The organism is Acetobacter aceti, from assembly GCF_002005445.1.
Classification (GTDB): domain Bacteria; phylum Pseudomonadota; class Alphaproteobacteria; order Acetobacterales; family Acetobacteraceae; genus Acetobacter; species Acetobacter aceti_B.
In genome coordinates this window covers 387,383-404,459 of the sequence record NZ_CP014692.1, presented here as the reverse complement: position 1 = coordinate 404,459, position 17,077 = coordinate 387,383, and the positions used below count along the sequence as shown (strand labels likewise).

At 59.9% G+C, this 17,077-nt stretch carries 9 protein-coding genes; 6 read left to right on the top strand and 3 right to left on the bottom strand.

Features of this window, described 5'->3' with window-relative positions; all coding sequences use genetic code 11:
- Nucleotides 1-83: 83 nt before the first annotated feature.
- The 3 genes from A0U92_RS01825 to A0U92_RS01815 all read right to left on the bottom strand — a co-directional run bounded on the left by A0U92_RS01825 (nucleotide 84) and on the right by A0U92_RS01815 (nucleotide 8,574).
- Nucleotides 84-1,292, bottom strand: a complete 1,209-nt coding sequence (locus A0U92_RS01825; RefSeq protein WP_077811750.1) for an autotransporter strand-loop-strand O-heptosyltransferase — start codon at nucleotides 1,290-1,292, stop codon at nucleotides 84-86.
- Nucleotides 1,289-6,391, bottom strand: a complete 5,103-nt coding sequence (locus A0U92_RS01820) for a Hint domain-containing protein (RefSeq protein WP_077811749.1) — start codon at nucleotides 6,389-6,391, stop codon at nucleotides 1,289-1,291. Before A0U92_RS01820 ends, A0U92_RS01825 begins: the two co-directional genes overlap by 4 nt.
- A gap of 92 nt (nucleotides 6,392-6,483) precedes the next feature.
- Nucleotides 6,484-8,574 carry a phosphocholine-specific phospholipase C gene (locus A0U92_RS01815; RefSeq protein ID WP_077811748.1) on the bottom strand — a complete coding sequence of 697 codons (2,091 nt, stop codon included), beginning with the start codon at nucleotides 8,572-8,574 and terminating at the stop codon, nucleotides 6,484-6,486.
- A 1,195-nt stretch (nucleotides 8,575-9,769) separates the two neighbouring features.
- Here A0U92_RS01815 and A0U92_RS01810 point away from each other — a divergent pair.
- The 6 genes from A0U92_RS01810 (at nucleotide 9,770) to A0U92_RS01785 (ending at nucleotide 17,017) form a co-directional block, all read left to right on the top strand.
- Nucleotides 9,770-10,342, top strand: a complete 573-nt coding sequence (locus A0U92_RS01810; protein WP_236748223.1) for an EAL domain-containing protein — start codon at nucleotides 9,770-9,772, stop codon at nucleotides 10,340-10,342.
- A gap of 46 nt (nucleotides 10,343-10,388) precedes the next feature.
- On the top strand, nucleotides 10,389-11,687 hold the full coding sequence (locus A0U92_RS01805; protein WP_077811746.1) for an Hsp70 family protein: 1,299 nt from the start codon (nucleotides 10,389-10,391) through the stop codon (nucleotides 11,685-11,687).
- 75 nt (nucleotides 11,688-11,762) lie between these two features.
- Nucleotides 11,763-12,905, top strand: a complete 1,143-nt coding sequence (locus A0U92_RS01800) for an SMP-30/gluconolactonase/LRE family protein (RefSeq protein WP_236748222.1) — start codon at nucleotides 11,763-11,765, stop codon at nucleotides 12,903-12,905.
- A gap of 40 nt (nucleotides 12,906-12,945) precedes the next feature.
- Nucleotides 12,946-14,346 carry a threonine synthase gene (gene thrC / locus A0U92_RS01795; RefSeq protein ID WP_077811744.1) on the top strand — a complete coding sequence of 467 codons (1,401 nt, stop codon included), beginning with the start codon at nucleotides 12,946-12,948 and terminating at the stop codon, nucleotides 14,344-14,346.
- A gap of 50 nt (nucleotides 14,347-14,396) precedes the next feature.
- A complete protein-coding gene (locus A0U92_RS01790; RefSeq protein WP_077811743.1) occupies nucleotides 14,397-15,662 on the top strand; it encodes a M16 family metallopeptidase in 1,266 nt (421 codons plus the stop codon).
- Nucleotides 15,659-17,017: a TldD/PmbA family protein gene (locus A0U92_RS01785; RefSeq protein ID WP_077811742.1), complete on the top strand. Its 1,359-nt coding sequence runs from the start codon at nucleotides 15,659-15,661 to the stop codon at nucleotides 17,015-17,017. The genes A0U92_RS01790 and A0U92_RS01785 overlap by 4 nt, the downstream gene beginning before the upstream one ends.
- The last annotated feature ends 60 nt before the right edge of the window (nucleotides 17,018-17,077 follow it).

Sequence of the window (17,077 nt, the reverse complement as noted above, 5' to 3'; positions counted from 1 at the left end):
TGGCCCTTCTGGCAGGGGAACGAGCCTTTACAGGCAGGATCTCCTGAAAGGACGGTAGAGCAATACCTGAACCCGATCTGTGTTCAGACGTTTATATTGTCTCTTATTGTATCAATATGACCGATCACCTGATGGGCTGTAATCATGCGCGTACATTCAAACTGCCGCGTTGTGCCCTTGTGTCGTGGGCACCAGAAAAAATCCGAAGAGTCGAATTTCAGGCGTACATCGTTGGCGCACCCATTGCAGACGTTCTTGTTGATGACCCGCCATGGTGTCTGAAATTCATTGAATATTTCAGTGAATCCCGAAATCATGACCACCCGGCACCTCACCGTCCAGGCCAGCCACGCCAGTCCACTGGAAAGACCGATGAAAAAGTCCGCGTGATGGAGCCACCAGGCCCGCTCGGCCAGCGGACGGTCACCCGTTTCATCCTGAACACCGTTCGGCATGGCTGTCCATGTCAGACCCGAGCCATTTTCAGGTAATCTATCGATACAAATAACCTCGTATCCCGCCTGTTTCAGGAATGTCACGACTTCCCGCCAGCCGCGCGGATTGTTCCAGTATTTTGCCTGCCCCGACGCCTGCACCGCGATGCACACATAGGGCTTTTCAATCGGTCTGACGTCACTCACGGGCGGAATAACCGGGCGGATTTCCTGTGGAGGAAGGCCGAGTATCCATGCCGCCGTCGCGCACAACCCGACCTGCCGATAATCACAGGGCTGAAAATCCCCTGCGTCATCATTGTAGAACACAGCCACCTTGTAGGCGGCATAAAATCCGGCCTTTTCGCATTGCTCTTTCGGAACCATACGGATTTCCGGATGTGCGGGCGCAAGAAGATCAATGAGAGGACCGCGCATGATACAGGTCAGTCGGCATCCATGTTTTTTCCGAAAACGCTCAACCTGCCCCATCCACGCCAGATGGTCTCCCAGCGCGCCCAGAGACATATCGATCAGAACGTCTCTGCTCGCCGCGTTATAGTCGTGAGCAAAAACAAGACTGCCATTTTTAAAAACCTCCAGTCCAAATGAGACGAAAGAGCGTCTCGATGAACGGAGATAACCACCCTGACAGGTGTGATTGAACAGGACATTCCGTGTTTCCCGGTCATGCATGACCACGCGCCAGTCATGACCGGGAGGACAGAATACACGGCATCCATCCTGAAAATCGTAGCGGATGCCGTCCGGACCTGCCTGACTGAGAACGGATGCCACAGTGTGTGCGACATCCGGTTTTTCCGTCAGATGGTTTTTAACGTCAGTCTCGTTGCTCACGCCGCCCGGTGATCCTTATCCTGTTCCACTTCTTCAGAAACAGGCCATGGCCCACCAGCAACGATCTGAAGCGCGAGAAGACCGCCCCTGTCGATCTCGGCGTCGCCGAGCGACAGAGCCGCCGCTCCGTCGGTCCAGCATCTGTCGCCTTCAGGCGCATGCCATCCCGGCAATGCAGACTGTTCGAGATGTGACGTCACTGAATGCGCGATGCCAGCCTGATAAAGGGTGATTTGACCGACACAGACGCCAAGCTGACGTCGATCATCAAGGAACGGGCCGATCATATCCGCAGGGCGCGCAGCCCGTGAGACGATCCTGACATCATGCGCTCCGGCAGGCAACGCGAAGAACACGGTATCAGTGTCCAGGCCGCTCCGGGATCTGATCTCTTCGCCGGACGGCAGCACAATTTTCAGATCCGGCTCGTGCGTGATCCTTACGGTCTTTTCTTCAACCGACACACCCGACTGGATAGCCCGGCTTTCGATAGCCCGATAATGTGGCTCCACAAAACCACGATCCGTATTCAGGGGCGCCGCAGCATCTGTCTGCCAGTCCAGAATCCGACTGCCGATCGTGGCGAGCCTGCCATCCTGTGTGAAAGTGCGCCTGTGGCCGGTATCGAGGAAGCTTTCCGTCAGCACGCCACTGGCCCGGATCACGGAATGGCTGTCTGTCTCGATATGATAGTAGTCATAGACAGGAAGAGTACGATCGTAACGTATGGTGCGTCCGTTCACGAGCATACGGACCGGCACGAAACGATCCTCAATCAGCAGGCAATGTTCCGGTGTAACCAGAAGATCCGAGTGTGGCACGCTTTCGCCGAGAGCGCCGGCCGCAATCCGGACAGGCCAGCCTGCGCTGTCGTCAGGCAGATCGGTTTTTACGGTATGCCGCATGCGACCGGCCCAGATGACGGAACGGCTCTCTTCACCATTCTGCGTAAAAGCCACGACCTGATCAGTCTGTTTGATGGTCTCGACCAGTTTCTCCGTGCCATCGGCCATCTGGATCAGCGCGCCTGCGAGAAAGCAGGTCAATTCGACATCAAGACCGCCATTGGCCCCGGAAGACAGTTCGACGGTTCCGCCGAATGTTCCCTCGCCAAGATCGACAGTCCATGAACTGCCGCCGCTTTCAACCACCAGATCACCGGCGCTGTTTATGCTGGCCGCCACGGCGCTGTCCCAGGCGACATCCTCCAGCACCACTGTCGCGCCGTTATCAACGGACAGGCCGGAAAGCGTCTGCGCATCGGCGGTGGACAGGACCGCCCCGCTATCAAGGTGCAATCCACTGACCTCAGCGCCCGCCGAGACAAAAGCCGTGCCGCCAGACTGGATGAGTGTGTCGGTCGCAATACCGCCGGACTGCACGATCTGCGTGCCGCCACTCTGGACGACAGCGCCTGTCGCCGTGCCCTGAGCCTCGACAACCTGTGTCGAGCCACTGCCGATGGTGGTGTGAATGGAAAGACCGGAACCGGTCGCTCCGGTCAGACGGTCATATCCGACATATTCGATGTTGCCGTCATCAACCATCGTCATGTCGATGTTGGTGCCGCCGACGACGCCCTCCCACGTTCCGTCGGTCAGCCTGTCATTGAACGAGGTGCCGCCGGACTGGATATCGACCCAGCCATCATCAAGCGTGACGTTGAGATCCGTGCCGCCGGATACGATTTCAACGGCGTCATGATACATGATGATCGTGCCGCCGGTTTCCACCGTCGTGTTGATCGACGTCCCGCCATTCGAGCCACTGGAGACGATCTCCATACCACCGCTGAGCACGACGGTGGAAACCGCCGTGCCGCCGGACATGATGATTTCCGTGCCGCCCGCGGACACCACCGCGCTGGTGGCGGTGCTGCCGCTATAAACGGTCTGGGTCGCGCCGCTGCCGATCTGCGTGCTGATCGACGCCCCTTTGCCGCTGGCTTTCGTGCGCAGGTCATACCCGACCGTCTCCCGGCTGCCCGCGCCCCTGATCGTCGTGTTGATGTCCGTGCCGCCGACAACCCCGCCCCATGTGTTGTCGAGCAGCATGTCCCCGAAGGACGTGCCGCCCGTTTCCACATCCACGTAAGCGTTGGAGAGAGAGACATTGGCGTCCGTGCCGCCCGAGACGATTTCAATCCCGTTGTGCCCGTATGTCGCCGATCCTCCGCTGAGAACGGTCATATTGACCGTCGTACCGCCTGCGGCGATGCTGGCGCTGCCACCGCTGCTGATGATCATTCCCACATCGACGCCACCCTGCGAGACGACAGCGTTGCCCATGACCGTAGTGGCGGAGGCATGGCCCCCGCTTTCAACGATTTCAGTGCCACCACTGAGAACGGCGATGCTGGACACTGTCTGTCCCGACTTCACGTCAAGGATGGCGCCGGAGGAAACCAGCGTGTCGGCAAAAAAGCCGGGAGGAAGATCCGAGACGCTGATCAGCGTGCTGCCGTCCGACGCAGCGGACAGTTCGACCGTCGCGCCCGCTTCGCGCGGGGAAAGGTTCAGGGTCCAGTTCCTGCCGCCTTCCGTAACGGTCAGCGTGCCGTCGCTGTCGATGGAGCCGGTCGCACCGCTGGTCCATGCCTGATCGCGGATATTGATGCTGCCTCCTGAACCAAGAGCAGCCGAAACAATTTCCGAGGCGTCGTCGGCAATGAGCACACCACCGGTTTCAATGTCCACCGCGGAACTGAGACCGCCCGACAGGACGATTTCCGCGCCACCGGAGACGATATCAGCGCCGATGGCTGTGCCGCCCGAACCGACAGTCTGAATGGCGGATGCACCGATCTTTGTGTCGGAAGAAACACCGGCCGCGACAGCGCTGGTGTGCGTGTCGAAACCGACCGTTTCCGTAGCCCCGTCGGAGAGTGAGAGACCGATGGCCGTGCCGCCAGCGACACCAGCCTGCGCACCCGCGATCAGCATGTCACCAGTGGCGACGCCGCCCGTCATCACTTCGAGAACGCCGCCCGACAGCGTCACACCGGAATCCGTGCCGGACGACACGATTTCGATTGCGCCGGATAGGATGGTGGCGTTCCCGCCGGTTGCAACCGTCATGTTGAAGGATGTGCCCGCGACAGAGGCGGAACCTCCAGCCAGAATCGTGGCGCCGATCACCTCTCCGCCGGAAGAGACGGTCTGGATACCCGCAATCTGTGCATCGACGGAGGCGCCCTGAGCATAGACATACTGGGTTGAGCCGCTGCCCACCGCCGTCTGTTCGGAGAGACCCGCGCCGATCGCCCCTGTCAGCGGGTCAGACCCCACATATTCCCGATTGCCGCCACCGGACATGATCAGTCCAACATCGGTTCCGCCGACGACACCCGCATAAGTGCCACCGATCAGAATGTCATTGAACGCTGTGCCGCCTGTCTGGATCTGTTCCCATCCGTCATTGATCGTCACGCCGGAGTCCGTGCCACCCGAGACGATTTCGACCCCGTTATGCCCGAAGGCGATAGTACCACCGCTTTTCACGGTCGTATTGATGGCGGTGCCGCCGCGATTGGTCGCGCCTTCCGCAGCAATGGTCGCGCTGCCACCGCTCTCGATGGTGAGATTGATGGTCGTGCCGCCTGAAGAGACAACCTGAGCGCCTCCCGCCTGTACGTCCGCGCCAGTGGCCGTCGCGCCGGAGACGATGATTTCAGCCGCGCCACTCTGGATGACGGTCGCGCTGACCTGTGCGCCTGAAACCAGAATTTCCTGCGCACCTGCGGCAAGAGTCGCGTTGATAAGCATGCCGTTCGACAGGACGTATTCCGCGCCACCGCCGTCGATGACTGTCCCAACCGCCGTGCCGCCAGCCTGCACGATTTCCGTACCGCCGCTTGCGATCTCCATGCTCGACGCGGTCATGCCGGAGGAGACGACGCCGATACTCCCGTTGCCGATCACGCCCCCGGACGTCACCTGACTCGCAGCAGTGGTGACGAGAACGCTGCCGTCATCCGCAGCGGACAGGGAAGCCTGCATGCCGCCACTCATATTGGCGAGATCGATTGTCCATGAGGAAGACCCGTCAGTGATCACGAGTCCTTTATCCGTCGTGATCGTAACGGTCTCGGAAGCATTCCACGCAATATCAGCGATATCGATCCGGGCACCGCCCTGTAGCGTTGCGTCCCGAACAGCCGACACGTCATCAACGATCAGAAGTCCCTGATTCTCGACCGTGACATTGGAGGTTACAGCACCGGACGCCAGTGTCTGCTCACCACCGGACTGGATGTCCGTATCGATGGCCACCGCTCCCTGATCAAGCTGGAGCTTGCCTCCTTCCTGCACGACAGCGGAGAGAACGGCTCCACCGTCTTCCACAGTTTCAGCGCCGCCCCAGGCAATTGTGGTATTCAGGGATGAACCACCGGACTGAACCGTTTCCGTGCCTCCCTGTAGCAGGGAAGCGCTCTCAACGCCGCCATCCGCCACAACGGTTGTTCCGGCATAAAGTGAAGCGGAGATCAGGGCGCCGCCAGCGCTGACCGTCTCCATCGCGCCGTCATCCACCAGCATCGCATTTTCTGAAACGCCACCGGAGCTAACGATTTCACCACCATAGCCCATGATGGTGGTCCCGACGGTCATGCCGTCAGCCTGCACGACGTCGACACCGCCGCTCTCGATGACCGCGTTCTGCGACACGCCTCCTGAGCCAATCAGTTGCTGACCGGAAACATCCGCACCCTTTGCCGTGCCGCCGGACTGCAACACCTGAATCGAGTCAGCGCCAACATTCGCCAGCAGCGAAGAGCCGCCAATCACCATTTCGATGCCGCTCGCCAGAGCAAGGCCATTTTCCGTCCCCCCCTCCGCGACGGCAACGGAGCCTCCATCCGTGGCGGTGCCTCCCGAAAGGGTTCCCCCGCTGACAACGGCCAGTATGCCTCCGCTGATCAGCGCGCCATTTTCCACGCCGCCGGACATGACGACTTCCCGGCCTCCTGCCTGGATTCGGGTGCCGCTGCCCGTTGCGCCATTGTCAATGATGCCGGTGCCACCACTGAGAATGATCATGTCGGAGCTGGTTGTGCCGGATGTCACATCGACGGAGGAGCCGGAGGAAATGGTCGTCATGGGGCTTATCGTTTCCAGATCGTGAGTATCGGAAGGCAGGGGAAAGAATGGCGTTCACGCGACCGGCAGACGACGTGAACGCCCAAGCCGCGTCAGACTGTGACGCCGCCCATCAGTGGATCGGTGATGCTGGGCTGACCGTTTTCGAGATGCCCAGCGATCTGGGCCCGAAAAGTGCTGTCTTCAGCAGCCGTTATCGTGACATCATACCAGCCGCTTGTGCTCCGGGCCGAGACGACCAGCGGATGAGAGCCATGAGCGGCGAGAACCACCGGCTTCATCTGCGTCGAGGCATAGGCATCCCTGAAGGTCAGCGTGAGCGCTGAGGCGCCTTCATTGATCAGTTCGATGATCAGCATCCTGGCAGTGCGGTTGGACTGCGTGGAGATCGCCAGCGCAGAAGAATGCGCCGCACCGCCGAGTGTGCCGCGATAGGCGCGGAAGAATCCGTTCGGGCCGTGTGTTTCCAGATTGTAGCTGCTGCCGCTGTTCACGATCCATGTGTCGGAGAGGGATTTGGCGGCTTCAACCGTAAAATAGCGGGGCAGGAAAGCGCCGTTGAGATCACGAACATGAAAGACCACGCCAGCCTCACCACTGTTCACGAATTTCAGTGTCGCCATTCCGGTAGAGGATGACGGCGTGAATTGCGTGTGCAGATCATAAGGCAGAGCACGCGCCGGTCTGACGCCGCTTTCCTGCTGCGGAACAGTCTGCGTGGTGGGCACGCTTGGTACGTAGCTGGAATGACGGTTCTGATCCGGCGGGACATAGCCAGTTGTAGAAGGGAGTGAAGCGAGATCTTCATTGGGCGTCTGGAAGTTAAAGATCGAGGTCAGGTCGCCTGAAACGACACGACGCCAGGGCGTGATATTGGGTTCCGTCAGATTGGGTGACAGTGAACCGAAACGCTTCTCCAGAAACCGGATCATCGAGGTATGGTCGAACACCTGTGAGTTGACCCAGCCACCCCGCGTCCATGGAGAAATGACTGTCATCGGCACGCGCGGCCCAAAACCGTAAGGTCCGGAACTTTTTGACGATGTTCCCGGAAATATCTCGTTTTCTATGGAAACGGTCGATTTGCCACGCCCTGCGGCCGGTGGAGGCGCGGGAGGAATAACGTGGTCGAAGAAGCCGTCATTCTCGTCAAATGTGAGAAAAACAACGGTTTTGCTCCAGACGTCAGGGTTTGCCGTGAGGATGTCCAGAACCTGAGAGACATACCATGCGCCGTAATTCGGCGGCCAGTTCGGGTGCTCTGAATAGGCTTCAGGCGCGACAATCCATGACACCTGTGACAGATTTCCGGATTCGACATCACTTTTCAGAATATCAAAAAGAGTGCCGGACTGAGCGATATTGGTGCCGGTCCGTCCATACTGGGCGAGCGGCGAGGAATCATCCGCGTTGCGGTACTGATTGAAATACAGCAGTGAGCTGTCCCCGTATGTCCCGATATAGGCGTTGCTGGTCCAGCCCCAGCTTCCTGCTGCGGTCAGCCCGGTACCGATATCCTGATAGACTTTCCAGGTAACGCCGGCGGCCTGCAGACGCTCGGGGTAGGTGGTCCAGGAATAGCCCGCCTCAGCGTTGTCAACGACAGGACCGCCACCTTTGCCATCGTTGCCGACCCAGCCGGTCCACATGTAATAGCGGTTGGGATCAGTGGAGCCCATAAGCGAGCAGTGATAGGCATCACAGATTGTAAAAGCATCGGCCAGAGCATAATGAAATGGAATATCAGAGCGTTCCATATGCGCCATGCACGTCGTGGTCTTGGCTGCAATCCAGCCATCCCATGAACCACCATTCCAGGCCGCATGCGTGCTTTCCCAGTCATGGGCAAGGTCCGCCACGAAAGCCAGCCCAAGGTCTGGCGCCGTGGGATGGAACGGCATCACCACGGATGAACCCTGCGGCTGCTCCCACACGCTCTGTGTCGCATTTCGCGACGCGACGCGCGGATCATTGAAGCCGCGAACCCCCTGCAACATACCATAATAGTGATCAAACGACCTGTTTTCCTGCATGAGGAAAATGACGTACTCGACATCCTCGATGGAGCGGGTCGTGTTGTTGGCCGGTGTTGCCAGCGCCTTTTTTATGCTGAGAGGAAGGGTTCCAATGGTCCCGCCTCCCGCCATCAGCTTCATAAAGTTTCTGCGGTTTGTATCAGACATTATGATTCTTTGCTCTGGTGTGTCTTTAGCTTGCAGAGCGTTTACTTAATATTAATCTTTATTTGGGTTATGATTTCGTTACTGTTTTAAGACGTAGGATGCGCTGAAGCAGGGGAACAGATCCGAAGTCAGGGCCTGATCCCGCCCTGAATCGGAGGACGGAAGGGGAATCGAAGCGCAGGACATGGTTTTTACGGCATTGACAGAACAGACGGCTACTGGAAGCGCCTGAGGACGGACGTGGCGCGCCCGAGGTACACCGGGCAGCAGCCTTCTGCTCAAAAGCGAGCTACTCTCCGGCATATCGGACACACAAAGCGGACTGAACCCGAAACCGGACATGGCATCAGGCACAGAGCGGTGATCCGAAACAGTCAGATGTGTCCCTTCCAGATTCTCACGGCCAGACAGAAGAGACCATCGGTGACCCAAGAAAGAAACCGCCCGTAGAGCCTGATCAGATCACCGTTCCCGGACCGGACTATCATCGCCAGCATTCCGTTGGGGAAATCCGGAAAACAAAACCGTCTGATCGAGAGTCCCTTCGTAAGACTGGATAGAGTGACGATATCAGCCAATGCGATACGACCACTATGCCCAAGCTCACCCCGATCACGATCCGCTTCTCTTCCATCTCCCCAAATGAGGTCTGAGTCTCAATGCTCGCCCTGCGGCGGAGAGCGACCCCGGATTTTGCTTATAGCGAGCAAGAGCGGCTGCCTTCTCTCCGTATGTGGCGCAGGCGGCACACGCTATGATGCCTGCAAACAGCCTCCTGCTTCCGGGTCAAATCCCGCAAATATGAATTTCTGCCGCAGACCACTCAGCTTTCACATTCAGGTAACATCAATTTCGTCATGGTTATTTTTATCAGAATTCTCATAATTTACCAGAAAGTTACCTGCTGCGTCTAACGTCTCAGGCGATCTGCTTTACCGGGAGAGCCTTTTTGCCTGTTACACCTGCTTCTGGTCGCCCGGAGACCACTCACCGTCTTGCGTCGCATACGGCAGGAACGCATACACGACAGAGAACTGAGATTAGTTTCAGTATTGTACCGCGCTTTTCGCTTTCGACATTGACTGTGGTGGGTGGCGACCTCTGCTCTCCACCATCCCTGACATCCGGGCGCATGACTCTGCGGCGGCGCCAGAAGGAACCTTTCTGGCTGCCGCTTCTGCTGGAAGGATGCAGAATGGCGGCAGAATTCCCGCCTCACTGCCGTCTGGCCCTGCCGGTCGAAACCCCGGAGGCATTCCCGGTGGACCTGCTGGATCACCTCGTCACCGCCCTGTCCGACCAGCAGTTGCCAGCATCGAAACTGGATCTCGAATTCACGGAAGCCAGTCTGGCCGTCGACAGTGATGTCCTGATTTACTCTCTCGCCGCCCTGCGGGACGCGGGCGTCGGACTTGTACTCTCCGGCTTCGGGACAGGCCTTACAAGTCTTTCCCTTCTTCGGGACAGAACCCTTTCCGGCCTGCTGACAGACGTGAAGCTGGACCGACACCTTTTCTGTCACGACGATCCCACTCATCTTCAGGCAGGCCAGAGCATCGCCCGGGCCGTTGTGCAGTTGGGAATCGATTTCGGGCTGAATACGCGGGCGGAAGGTGTGGACACAGCTGAAATCCTTCATTTTCTACAGACCATCCAATGTCAGGAAGGCCGTGGAAACATGCTTGGGAAACCTCAGTCCCCGATCGATTTCCTGAAAGACCAGAAGACGGACCGATCGGTCGCACGGAAAAGAAAACGCGCATCATGATCATCAGGCGTGGACAGGAGGAGTGCCAGCTTTTAAGTCCCCGCTCATGAAAAACGGCTCTTCCTCCCCTCCCGTCAGACTGGGCATCGATTTCGGCACAACGAACAGCGTCATCGTTCTGCGGAACGGGAACGGCGATACGCGGACCGTGCGTTTTCCGACGCCCGGAGGAGACACCGCAGACACCTGCCGCACCCTGCTGGCGCTGTGGCAGGATCTGACGGGAGGACGTCGCCAGACCGAACGCGCCGTTGGGGAAGCCGCCGTCGAAGCCTATCTCGACGACCCGACGGAAACCCGGCTGATCATGTCGATGAAGTCCTATCTGGCGCAGGCCAGCTTCCGGGAAACCCAGCTTTTCGGGCAGCGGGTTCCTCTGGAAACACTGATCGCCTCTTTCCTTCAGGAACTGATGAAACTGGCGGACCTTGCGCCGCAGGACTGTGCGGTGACGGTCGGACGTCCCGTGCGTTTTGTCGGCGACACTGCGGATGATGACCTTGGAGAAGCACGACTGAGAGTCAGTCTCTCCGAAGCCGGGTTTCCTGAAATCTCCATCATGCTTGAGCCGGAAGCCGCAGGGTGGAAGTTCGCGCATCGCCTCAATCATCCGGCAACGGTGCTGGTCGGGGATTTTGGCGGCGGCACGAGCGATTTCTCGGTTCTGCGTTTCGAACCCGGATCAGCGCAGCACACGCAGGCTCTGGGTTACGCGGGCGTGGGGCTGGCCGGGGACCAGTTCGACACGCGGATCATCGATCATGTGGTTGCGCCGTTTCTGGGCCGCGACTGCACCTTCCGCATCATGGGTGGCGAACCGCTGCCGGTGCCGATCGAATGGTACACGTCTCTTGCCCGCTGGCATCGTCTGTCCCTGATGCGGACCCCGCGCATTCTGAACGAGATTGCCGAGGTGGCCCGCACGGCCTCCCAGCCTGAACGGCTGATGAATCTGGTCGAACTGATCCGAGAACAGAACGGGCAGCTGCTTTACAACGCCGTGTCAGCCGCCAAGCGCACCCTGTCTTCCGAAGACAGCGCCGTACTTCGCTTCTCGCAGAAAGGACTCAGGATCGAGGAGACGATCCAGCGTACCGATTTCGAACGCTGGATCGCCCCCGATCTGGCGCAGTTCGGAGATGCCATTGATCTTGCCATTGAGCGTTCGAACCTGACGCCGGACCAGATCGACCGCGTGTTTCTTACCGGTGGCACCTCGTTCGTGCCTGCTGTGCGGGAACTGTTCATCCAGCGGTTCGGCGCGGACAAGGTCGAACTCGGTGGTGAGTTCGTCTCCGTGGCGGAAGGGCTGGCGCTGGCCAATCCGACGGCACTGACTGCCTGATAGAAATTCCCTGCGCGTCAGGACCGCAATCGAGAGGTGTTGTCAGAGGACATGAACAGGGTGAAACTCTCTGCCATGAAACGGCTGCTTCTCGTCACCTGTCTGTCACTGTCCCCTGCTCTGGCGACATTCTCCACCTCGGCTCTGGCGGTCCCCATGCCGGAAAAGCCCGAGGCGACGGCTGCTGATCTGACACCTGTCGTGACGTCGCCCTCCCAGATATGGGAGTCCGTGATCGCCCTGCCCGATGGCAGGCTGGTGCTGGAAGCCCCGCGCTGGCTCGGCAATCCGGGTCCGCAACTCAGCATCGCGACAGCCGGTGGCGCACCTGTCCCCTACCCCGATGCAGGCTGGAATGCGGCGGAAGGTGACCCGGCCAGACGCTTTGTCGCCCTGACCAGTATGACGCGGGCTGCTGACGGCACGCTCTGGCTTGTCGATAGCGGCGTCCCCGACCGTGAGGCCAAACCGGAAGCACCTGCGAAACTGATCCAGATTGATCCCTCCACAGGTCTGGTGAAACGCTCTTTTCCCGTTTCAGCGGATGCGCTGCGGGACGGCAGTATTCTGGCAGGCATCGCCGTGCATGGGCAGACAGCCTATGTCGCGGATTCGGGCGTGCCGGGGATTCTGGTCATCGATCTTGAGAGCGGTGTCGCACGACGTTTTCTCGATCACGTCGAAGGGCTGACAGCCAAGCGACCGATCGAAACGCCGAACGGCACGGTGAAAGCGCGGGATGGACGACCTCTGGCCATCGACGCCACCCTGATCGCCATCAGTCCGGACGGTCAGTGGCTGTATGTGCAATCCTACTGCGGACCGCTCTATCGTATAGCGACGCGTCTGTTCGACGATCCGGATTCGACGAACACGGCGTTACAGGAAAGCGCCACGCTCTGGTACAAAACCCACGCGCTCGGCGGACTTACGGTCGGACCGGATGGCACGCTGTACTGGTCTGACGTCACCACCGGCAGCATCAACAGCTACACGCCGGGACGGATTCCGCATCATCTGATCACCGATCCCCGCCTGAAGTGGCCGGGTGGTCTCTCCCTGTCCACGGCCCCGTCCGGCAGCACGCTTTTCGTGCCGGCCGCGCAACTTGATCAGGCCGCACGCTTCCAGAACGGGCAGGCGACGGTGCAGTGGCCTGTGACCGTTTACAGCTTCCATGTCCCCGAAGACGCGACTTCTGACGTTCTTCGCAAATAGTCCCCTCCCCGCTTCGCTCCAGACCGGTTATAGAAAGCGCATGAAATACGTCTCCACCCGTGGCAAGGCCCCGGTCCATTCCTTCTCCGATATCCTGCTGGCCGGGCTCGCCGAGGATGGCGGGCTTTACATGCCGGAATCATGGCCCCGGTTTTCCGCCGATGAATGGCGCGCCATGCGGGCGCTCCCCTATCCGGAACTGGCCGCGAAAATCATTGCGCCCTTCACCGCCGGATCGATCGACCACGACACGCTGCTCGGTTTCTGCCGGGACGCCTATTCGCAGTTCGATCACGCCGCCATCGTGCCGCTGACCCAGATCGAGGACGGGCTGTATGTGCAGGAACTGTTCCATGGTCCGACGCTGGCCTTCAAGGACATGGCGCTTCAGCTTCTGGGACGTCTGTTCGACCACGTCCTGACCGAGCGCGACCAGCGCGTCACCATCGTCGGCGCAACCTCCGGCGACACCGGTTCCGCCGCAATCGAAGCCTGCCGTGGCCGTGACCGTCTGACGGTTGTGATCCTGCATCCGGAAGGCCGCACCTCCGACGTGCAGCGTCGCCAGATGACGACGGTGCTGGACAGCAACATCACCAACCTCGCCCTCAAGGGCACGTTCGATGACTGTCAGGACATGGTGAAGGCGATGTTCGCCGATGCGCCGTTCCGTCAGGACATGAGGCTGTCTGCGGTCAACTCGATCAACTGGGCGCGTATCGCCGCGCAGATTCCCTATTATGTCTATTCCGCGCTGGCGCTTGGCGCGCCGGACCGGGAGGTCTCGTTCGCCGTTCCCACCGGCAATTTCGGCAATGTGCTGGCGGCTTGGGTCGCGAAGCAGATGGGACTGCCGATCAGGCACCTCTGCGTCGGGTCGAACCGCAACGATATTCTGACGCGCTTCCTTGACAGCAACGACATGTCAGCCCGTCAGGTCGTACCCAGCCTGTCGCCGTCGATGGACATTCAGGTGTCGTCGAACTTCGAGCGGCTGCTGTTCGAGTTCCTTGGTCGTGACGCCGAAGCCTGCGCTGCCCTGATGACCGGCTTCCGCTCGACCGGAAAGATGGACGTGCCAGCGAAAGTGTGGGAGTCGATTCACACGCTTTTCTCGGGTCTCGCCCTTGATGATGAAGAGACGGAAGCCCAGATCCGTTCAGTGCATCAGAACAGCCAGTATCTTGCCGACCCTCACACCGTCATCGGCATCACAGCCGGACGGAAGTTCCGTGAACCCGGTGTGCCAATGGTCGCCATGGCGACCGCGCATCCGGCAAAATTCCCGGACGCGATGCGCGCTGCCACGGGCATCACCCCGGCGCTGCCTCCGTCGCTCGCCGACCTGTTCGACCGTGAGGAGCGTTTCCGCGTCGTGGACAACGCGCTCGGAACCGTTGAAGACGCCGTAAGGTCAGCCGTTCTCTCCAACAGAAGCTGATTCTCATCTCAGAAGTGGCGATTTCCCGCCACTTCCCTTTCAGGACGCTCATGACCGACCCCATTCAGCAGACACGCCTTCCCTCCGGCCTGACGGTCGTCACAGAACGCATGGACCGCGTCGAAACTGTGTCATTCGGCGCTTATGTCGCCACCGGCACGCGCAATGAGCGCCCCGAAGAGAACGGTGTTTCCCACTTTCTCGAACATATGGCGTTCAAGGGAACAACGACCCGCTCGGCGGCCCGGATCGCCGAAGAGATCGAGAATGTCGGCGGCCACATCAACGCCTACACGGCCCGCGAGCAGACGGCCTATTACGTCAAGCTGCTCAAGGAAGACCTGCCGCTCGGCGTCGACATCATCGGCGACATCCTGACGCATTCGACCTTCCTGCCCGAGGAAGTCGAGCGTGAGCGTGGCGTGATTCTTCAGGAAATCGGTCAGGCGAACGACACGCCGGACGACATCATCTTCGACCATTTTCAGGAAACGGCCTTCACCGGCCAGCCGATGGGCATGCCGACGCTTGGCCCGGAAGGGCTGATCCGCGAGATGAACCGCGAGACGCTGATGTCCTACATGCGGACGCATTACACGACACAGAACATCGTCGTCGCGGCGGCGGGCAACCTGCATCATGACGATGTGGTCGAGCGGGTCAGCCGTCACTTCGCCGACCTGCCGACAGGCGCCGTACCGGATCGCATGCCCGGTCGCTATACAGGCGGCGAGTTCCGTCTGGGCAAGGATCTGGATCAGGCGCACATCCTGCTCGGCTTTCCGAGCGTCCGCTATGGTGATCCGGACTATCACGCGGCCCTGCTGCTCTCGACCCTGCTGGGCGGTGGCATGTCGTCCCGCCTGTTTCAGGAAATCCGTGAGAAGCGCGGGCTGGTCTACTCGGTCTATTCCTTCACCACCCCGTTCCTTGATGGTGGTCTGTTCGGCGTCTACGCCGGAACGGGTGGAGAAGAAGCACGCGAACTGATCCCGGTGACGCTGGCGGAACTCCAGAAGGTGCAGCAGTCGGTCGGCATGGACGAACTGTCCCGCGCCCGGGCGCAGCTCAAATCCTCGCTGCTCATGTCGCTGGAAAGCACCGGCAGCCGCTGCGAGCAGATCGCGCGTCAGCTTCAGATCTTCGGTCGCCTGATTCCGATTGCGGAAACGGTCGCCAGGATCGACGCGGTGACGCCTGAGGATATCTGCCGGGTGGCCGCAAAGATTTTCAGTGGTCAGCCAACATTGGCGTCGATCGGCCCGATTGATGGCGTGATGACGCTCGACACCCTGCAAGGACGACTGGCTGCATGACAGACTCCACGCCCACTCTGGTTCCTCTCGATCTTGCCTGCGAGCTTGCCGAACTGGCCCGGAAGAAGGGTGCCGATGCGGCGGACACGATCTGCGTTGGCAGCACGTCGCTCGGTGTGAGCGTCAGAAATGGTGTCACTGAAGAGTTGGAACGCTCCGAGACGACCGATCTTGGTCTGCGGGTTTTTGTCGGCAAGCGTTCGGCCATTGTCTCGACATCGACGCTGGACAGGGGCCGCTTCGACGCACTGGTCGATCAGGCGCTGGCCATGGCGCATGTTCTACCCGAAGACGGTTATGCCGGTCTGCCGGAAGGGATTCCGCTGATTGGGCGTCTGACCGACAACACTCTCGATCTCGTCGACAAGACCGAGCCGACGGCTGAAGAACTGCTTGCACGCGCCCGCACCACCGAGGAAGCGGCGCATGCCGTTGAAGGCGTGACGAATTCAGCCGGAGCCAGCGCCACATGGGGCCGTAGTCTTGTCGCGCTGGCAAGCACGGCGGGCGTTGCCGGATATTACGAACGCACACGCAATTCCCTCTCCATGAGCGCGCTCGCCGGTCAGGGAACGGGCATGCAGCGGGACTGGGACTTTCATTCCACCGTCTATCTGTCCGATCTGGAAGATCCCGCGCTGATCGGCGCGAACGCCGGTCGCAATGCGGTGGCGCGTCTCAATCCGACTCAGCCGCGCACCGGCACCATGCCGGTGGTGTATGCGCCGCGTGTCTCCAATGGACTGCTCGGCCATCTGACGGGCGCGATCAACGGCGCGGCGATTGCCCGCGGCACCTCGTTTCTGAAAGAGAAGATGGGGCAGCGGATCTTTGCGCCCGGTATCCGTGTGCTGGATGATCCGCACAGACAGCGCGGCCTGCGTTCCAAGCCGTTCGATGGCGAGGGTGTCGCCTGCGAGCCTCTGGAACTTGTCGCAGATGGCGTTTTGCAGCACTGGCTGCTCGACTGCCGGAGTGCGCGTCAGCTTGGCCTCACCACCAACGGACGGGCGAGCCGGGGGACATCGTCTCCTCCGTCCCCGAGTGTTTCCAACCTGTATTTTGCACCCGGAACCATTTCTCCCGCCGATCTCATCTCTGACATTGCAGAAGGCGTATATGTCACCGAGATGATGGGCTCGTCGATCAACGGGCTGACGGGCGATTACAGCCGTGGCGCCTCCGGTTTCATGATCCGCAACGGACAACTGGCTAAACCGATTGCCGAATTCACAGTTGCCGGCAATCTTCTGGACATGTTTGGCCGTCTACAAGTGGCTGACGATCTGTCCTTCCGTTTCGGGTCCGATGCCCCGACAATCCGTATCGACGCCATGAGCATCGCCGGAAACTGAGACAGACCTTAACCGTTCAAAGGGGTGGAGCAGGACCCTTTCCTGCGAGACCCGCCCCTG

Excerpts from the sequence above, each read along its gene's own strand:
- A0U92_RS01820 (WP_077811749.1), bottom strand. The coding sequence starts at position 6,391 with ATGACGACCATTTCCTCCGGCTCCTCCGTCGATGTGACATCCGGCACA.
- A0U92_RS01815 (WP_077811748.1), bottom strand. The coding sequence starts at position 8,574 with ATGTCTGATACAAACCGCAGAAACTTTATGAAGCTGATGGCGGGAGGC.
- A0U92_RS01810 (WP_236748223.1), top strand. The coding sequence starts at position 9,770 with ATGGCGGCAGAATTCCCGCCTCACTGCCGTCTGGCCCTGCCGGTCGAA.
- A0U92_RS01805 (WP_077811746.1), top strand. The coding sequence starts at position 10,389 with ATGAAAAACGGCTCTTCCTCCCCTCCCGTCAGACTGGGCATCGATTTC.
- A0U92_RS01800 (WP_236748222.1), top strand. The coding sequence starts at position 11,763 with ATGAAACGGCTGCTTCTCGTCACCTGTCTGTCACTGTCCCCTGCTCTG.
- thrC (WP_077811744.1), top strand. The coding sequence starts at position 12,946 with ATGAAATACGTCTCCACCCGTGGCAAGGCCCCGGTCCATTCCTTCTCC.
- A0U92_RS01790 (WP_077811743.1), top strand. The coding sequence starts at position 14,397 with ATGACCGACCCCATTCAGCAGACACGCCTTCCCTCCGGCCTGACGGTC.
- A0U92_RS01785 (WP_077811742.1), top strand. The coding sequence starts at position 15,659 with ATGACAGACTCCACGCCCACTCTGGTTCCTCTCGATCTTGCCTGCGAG.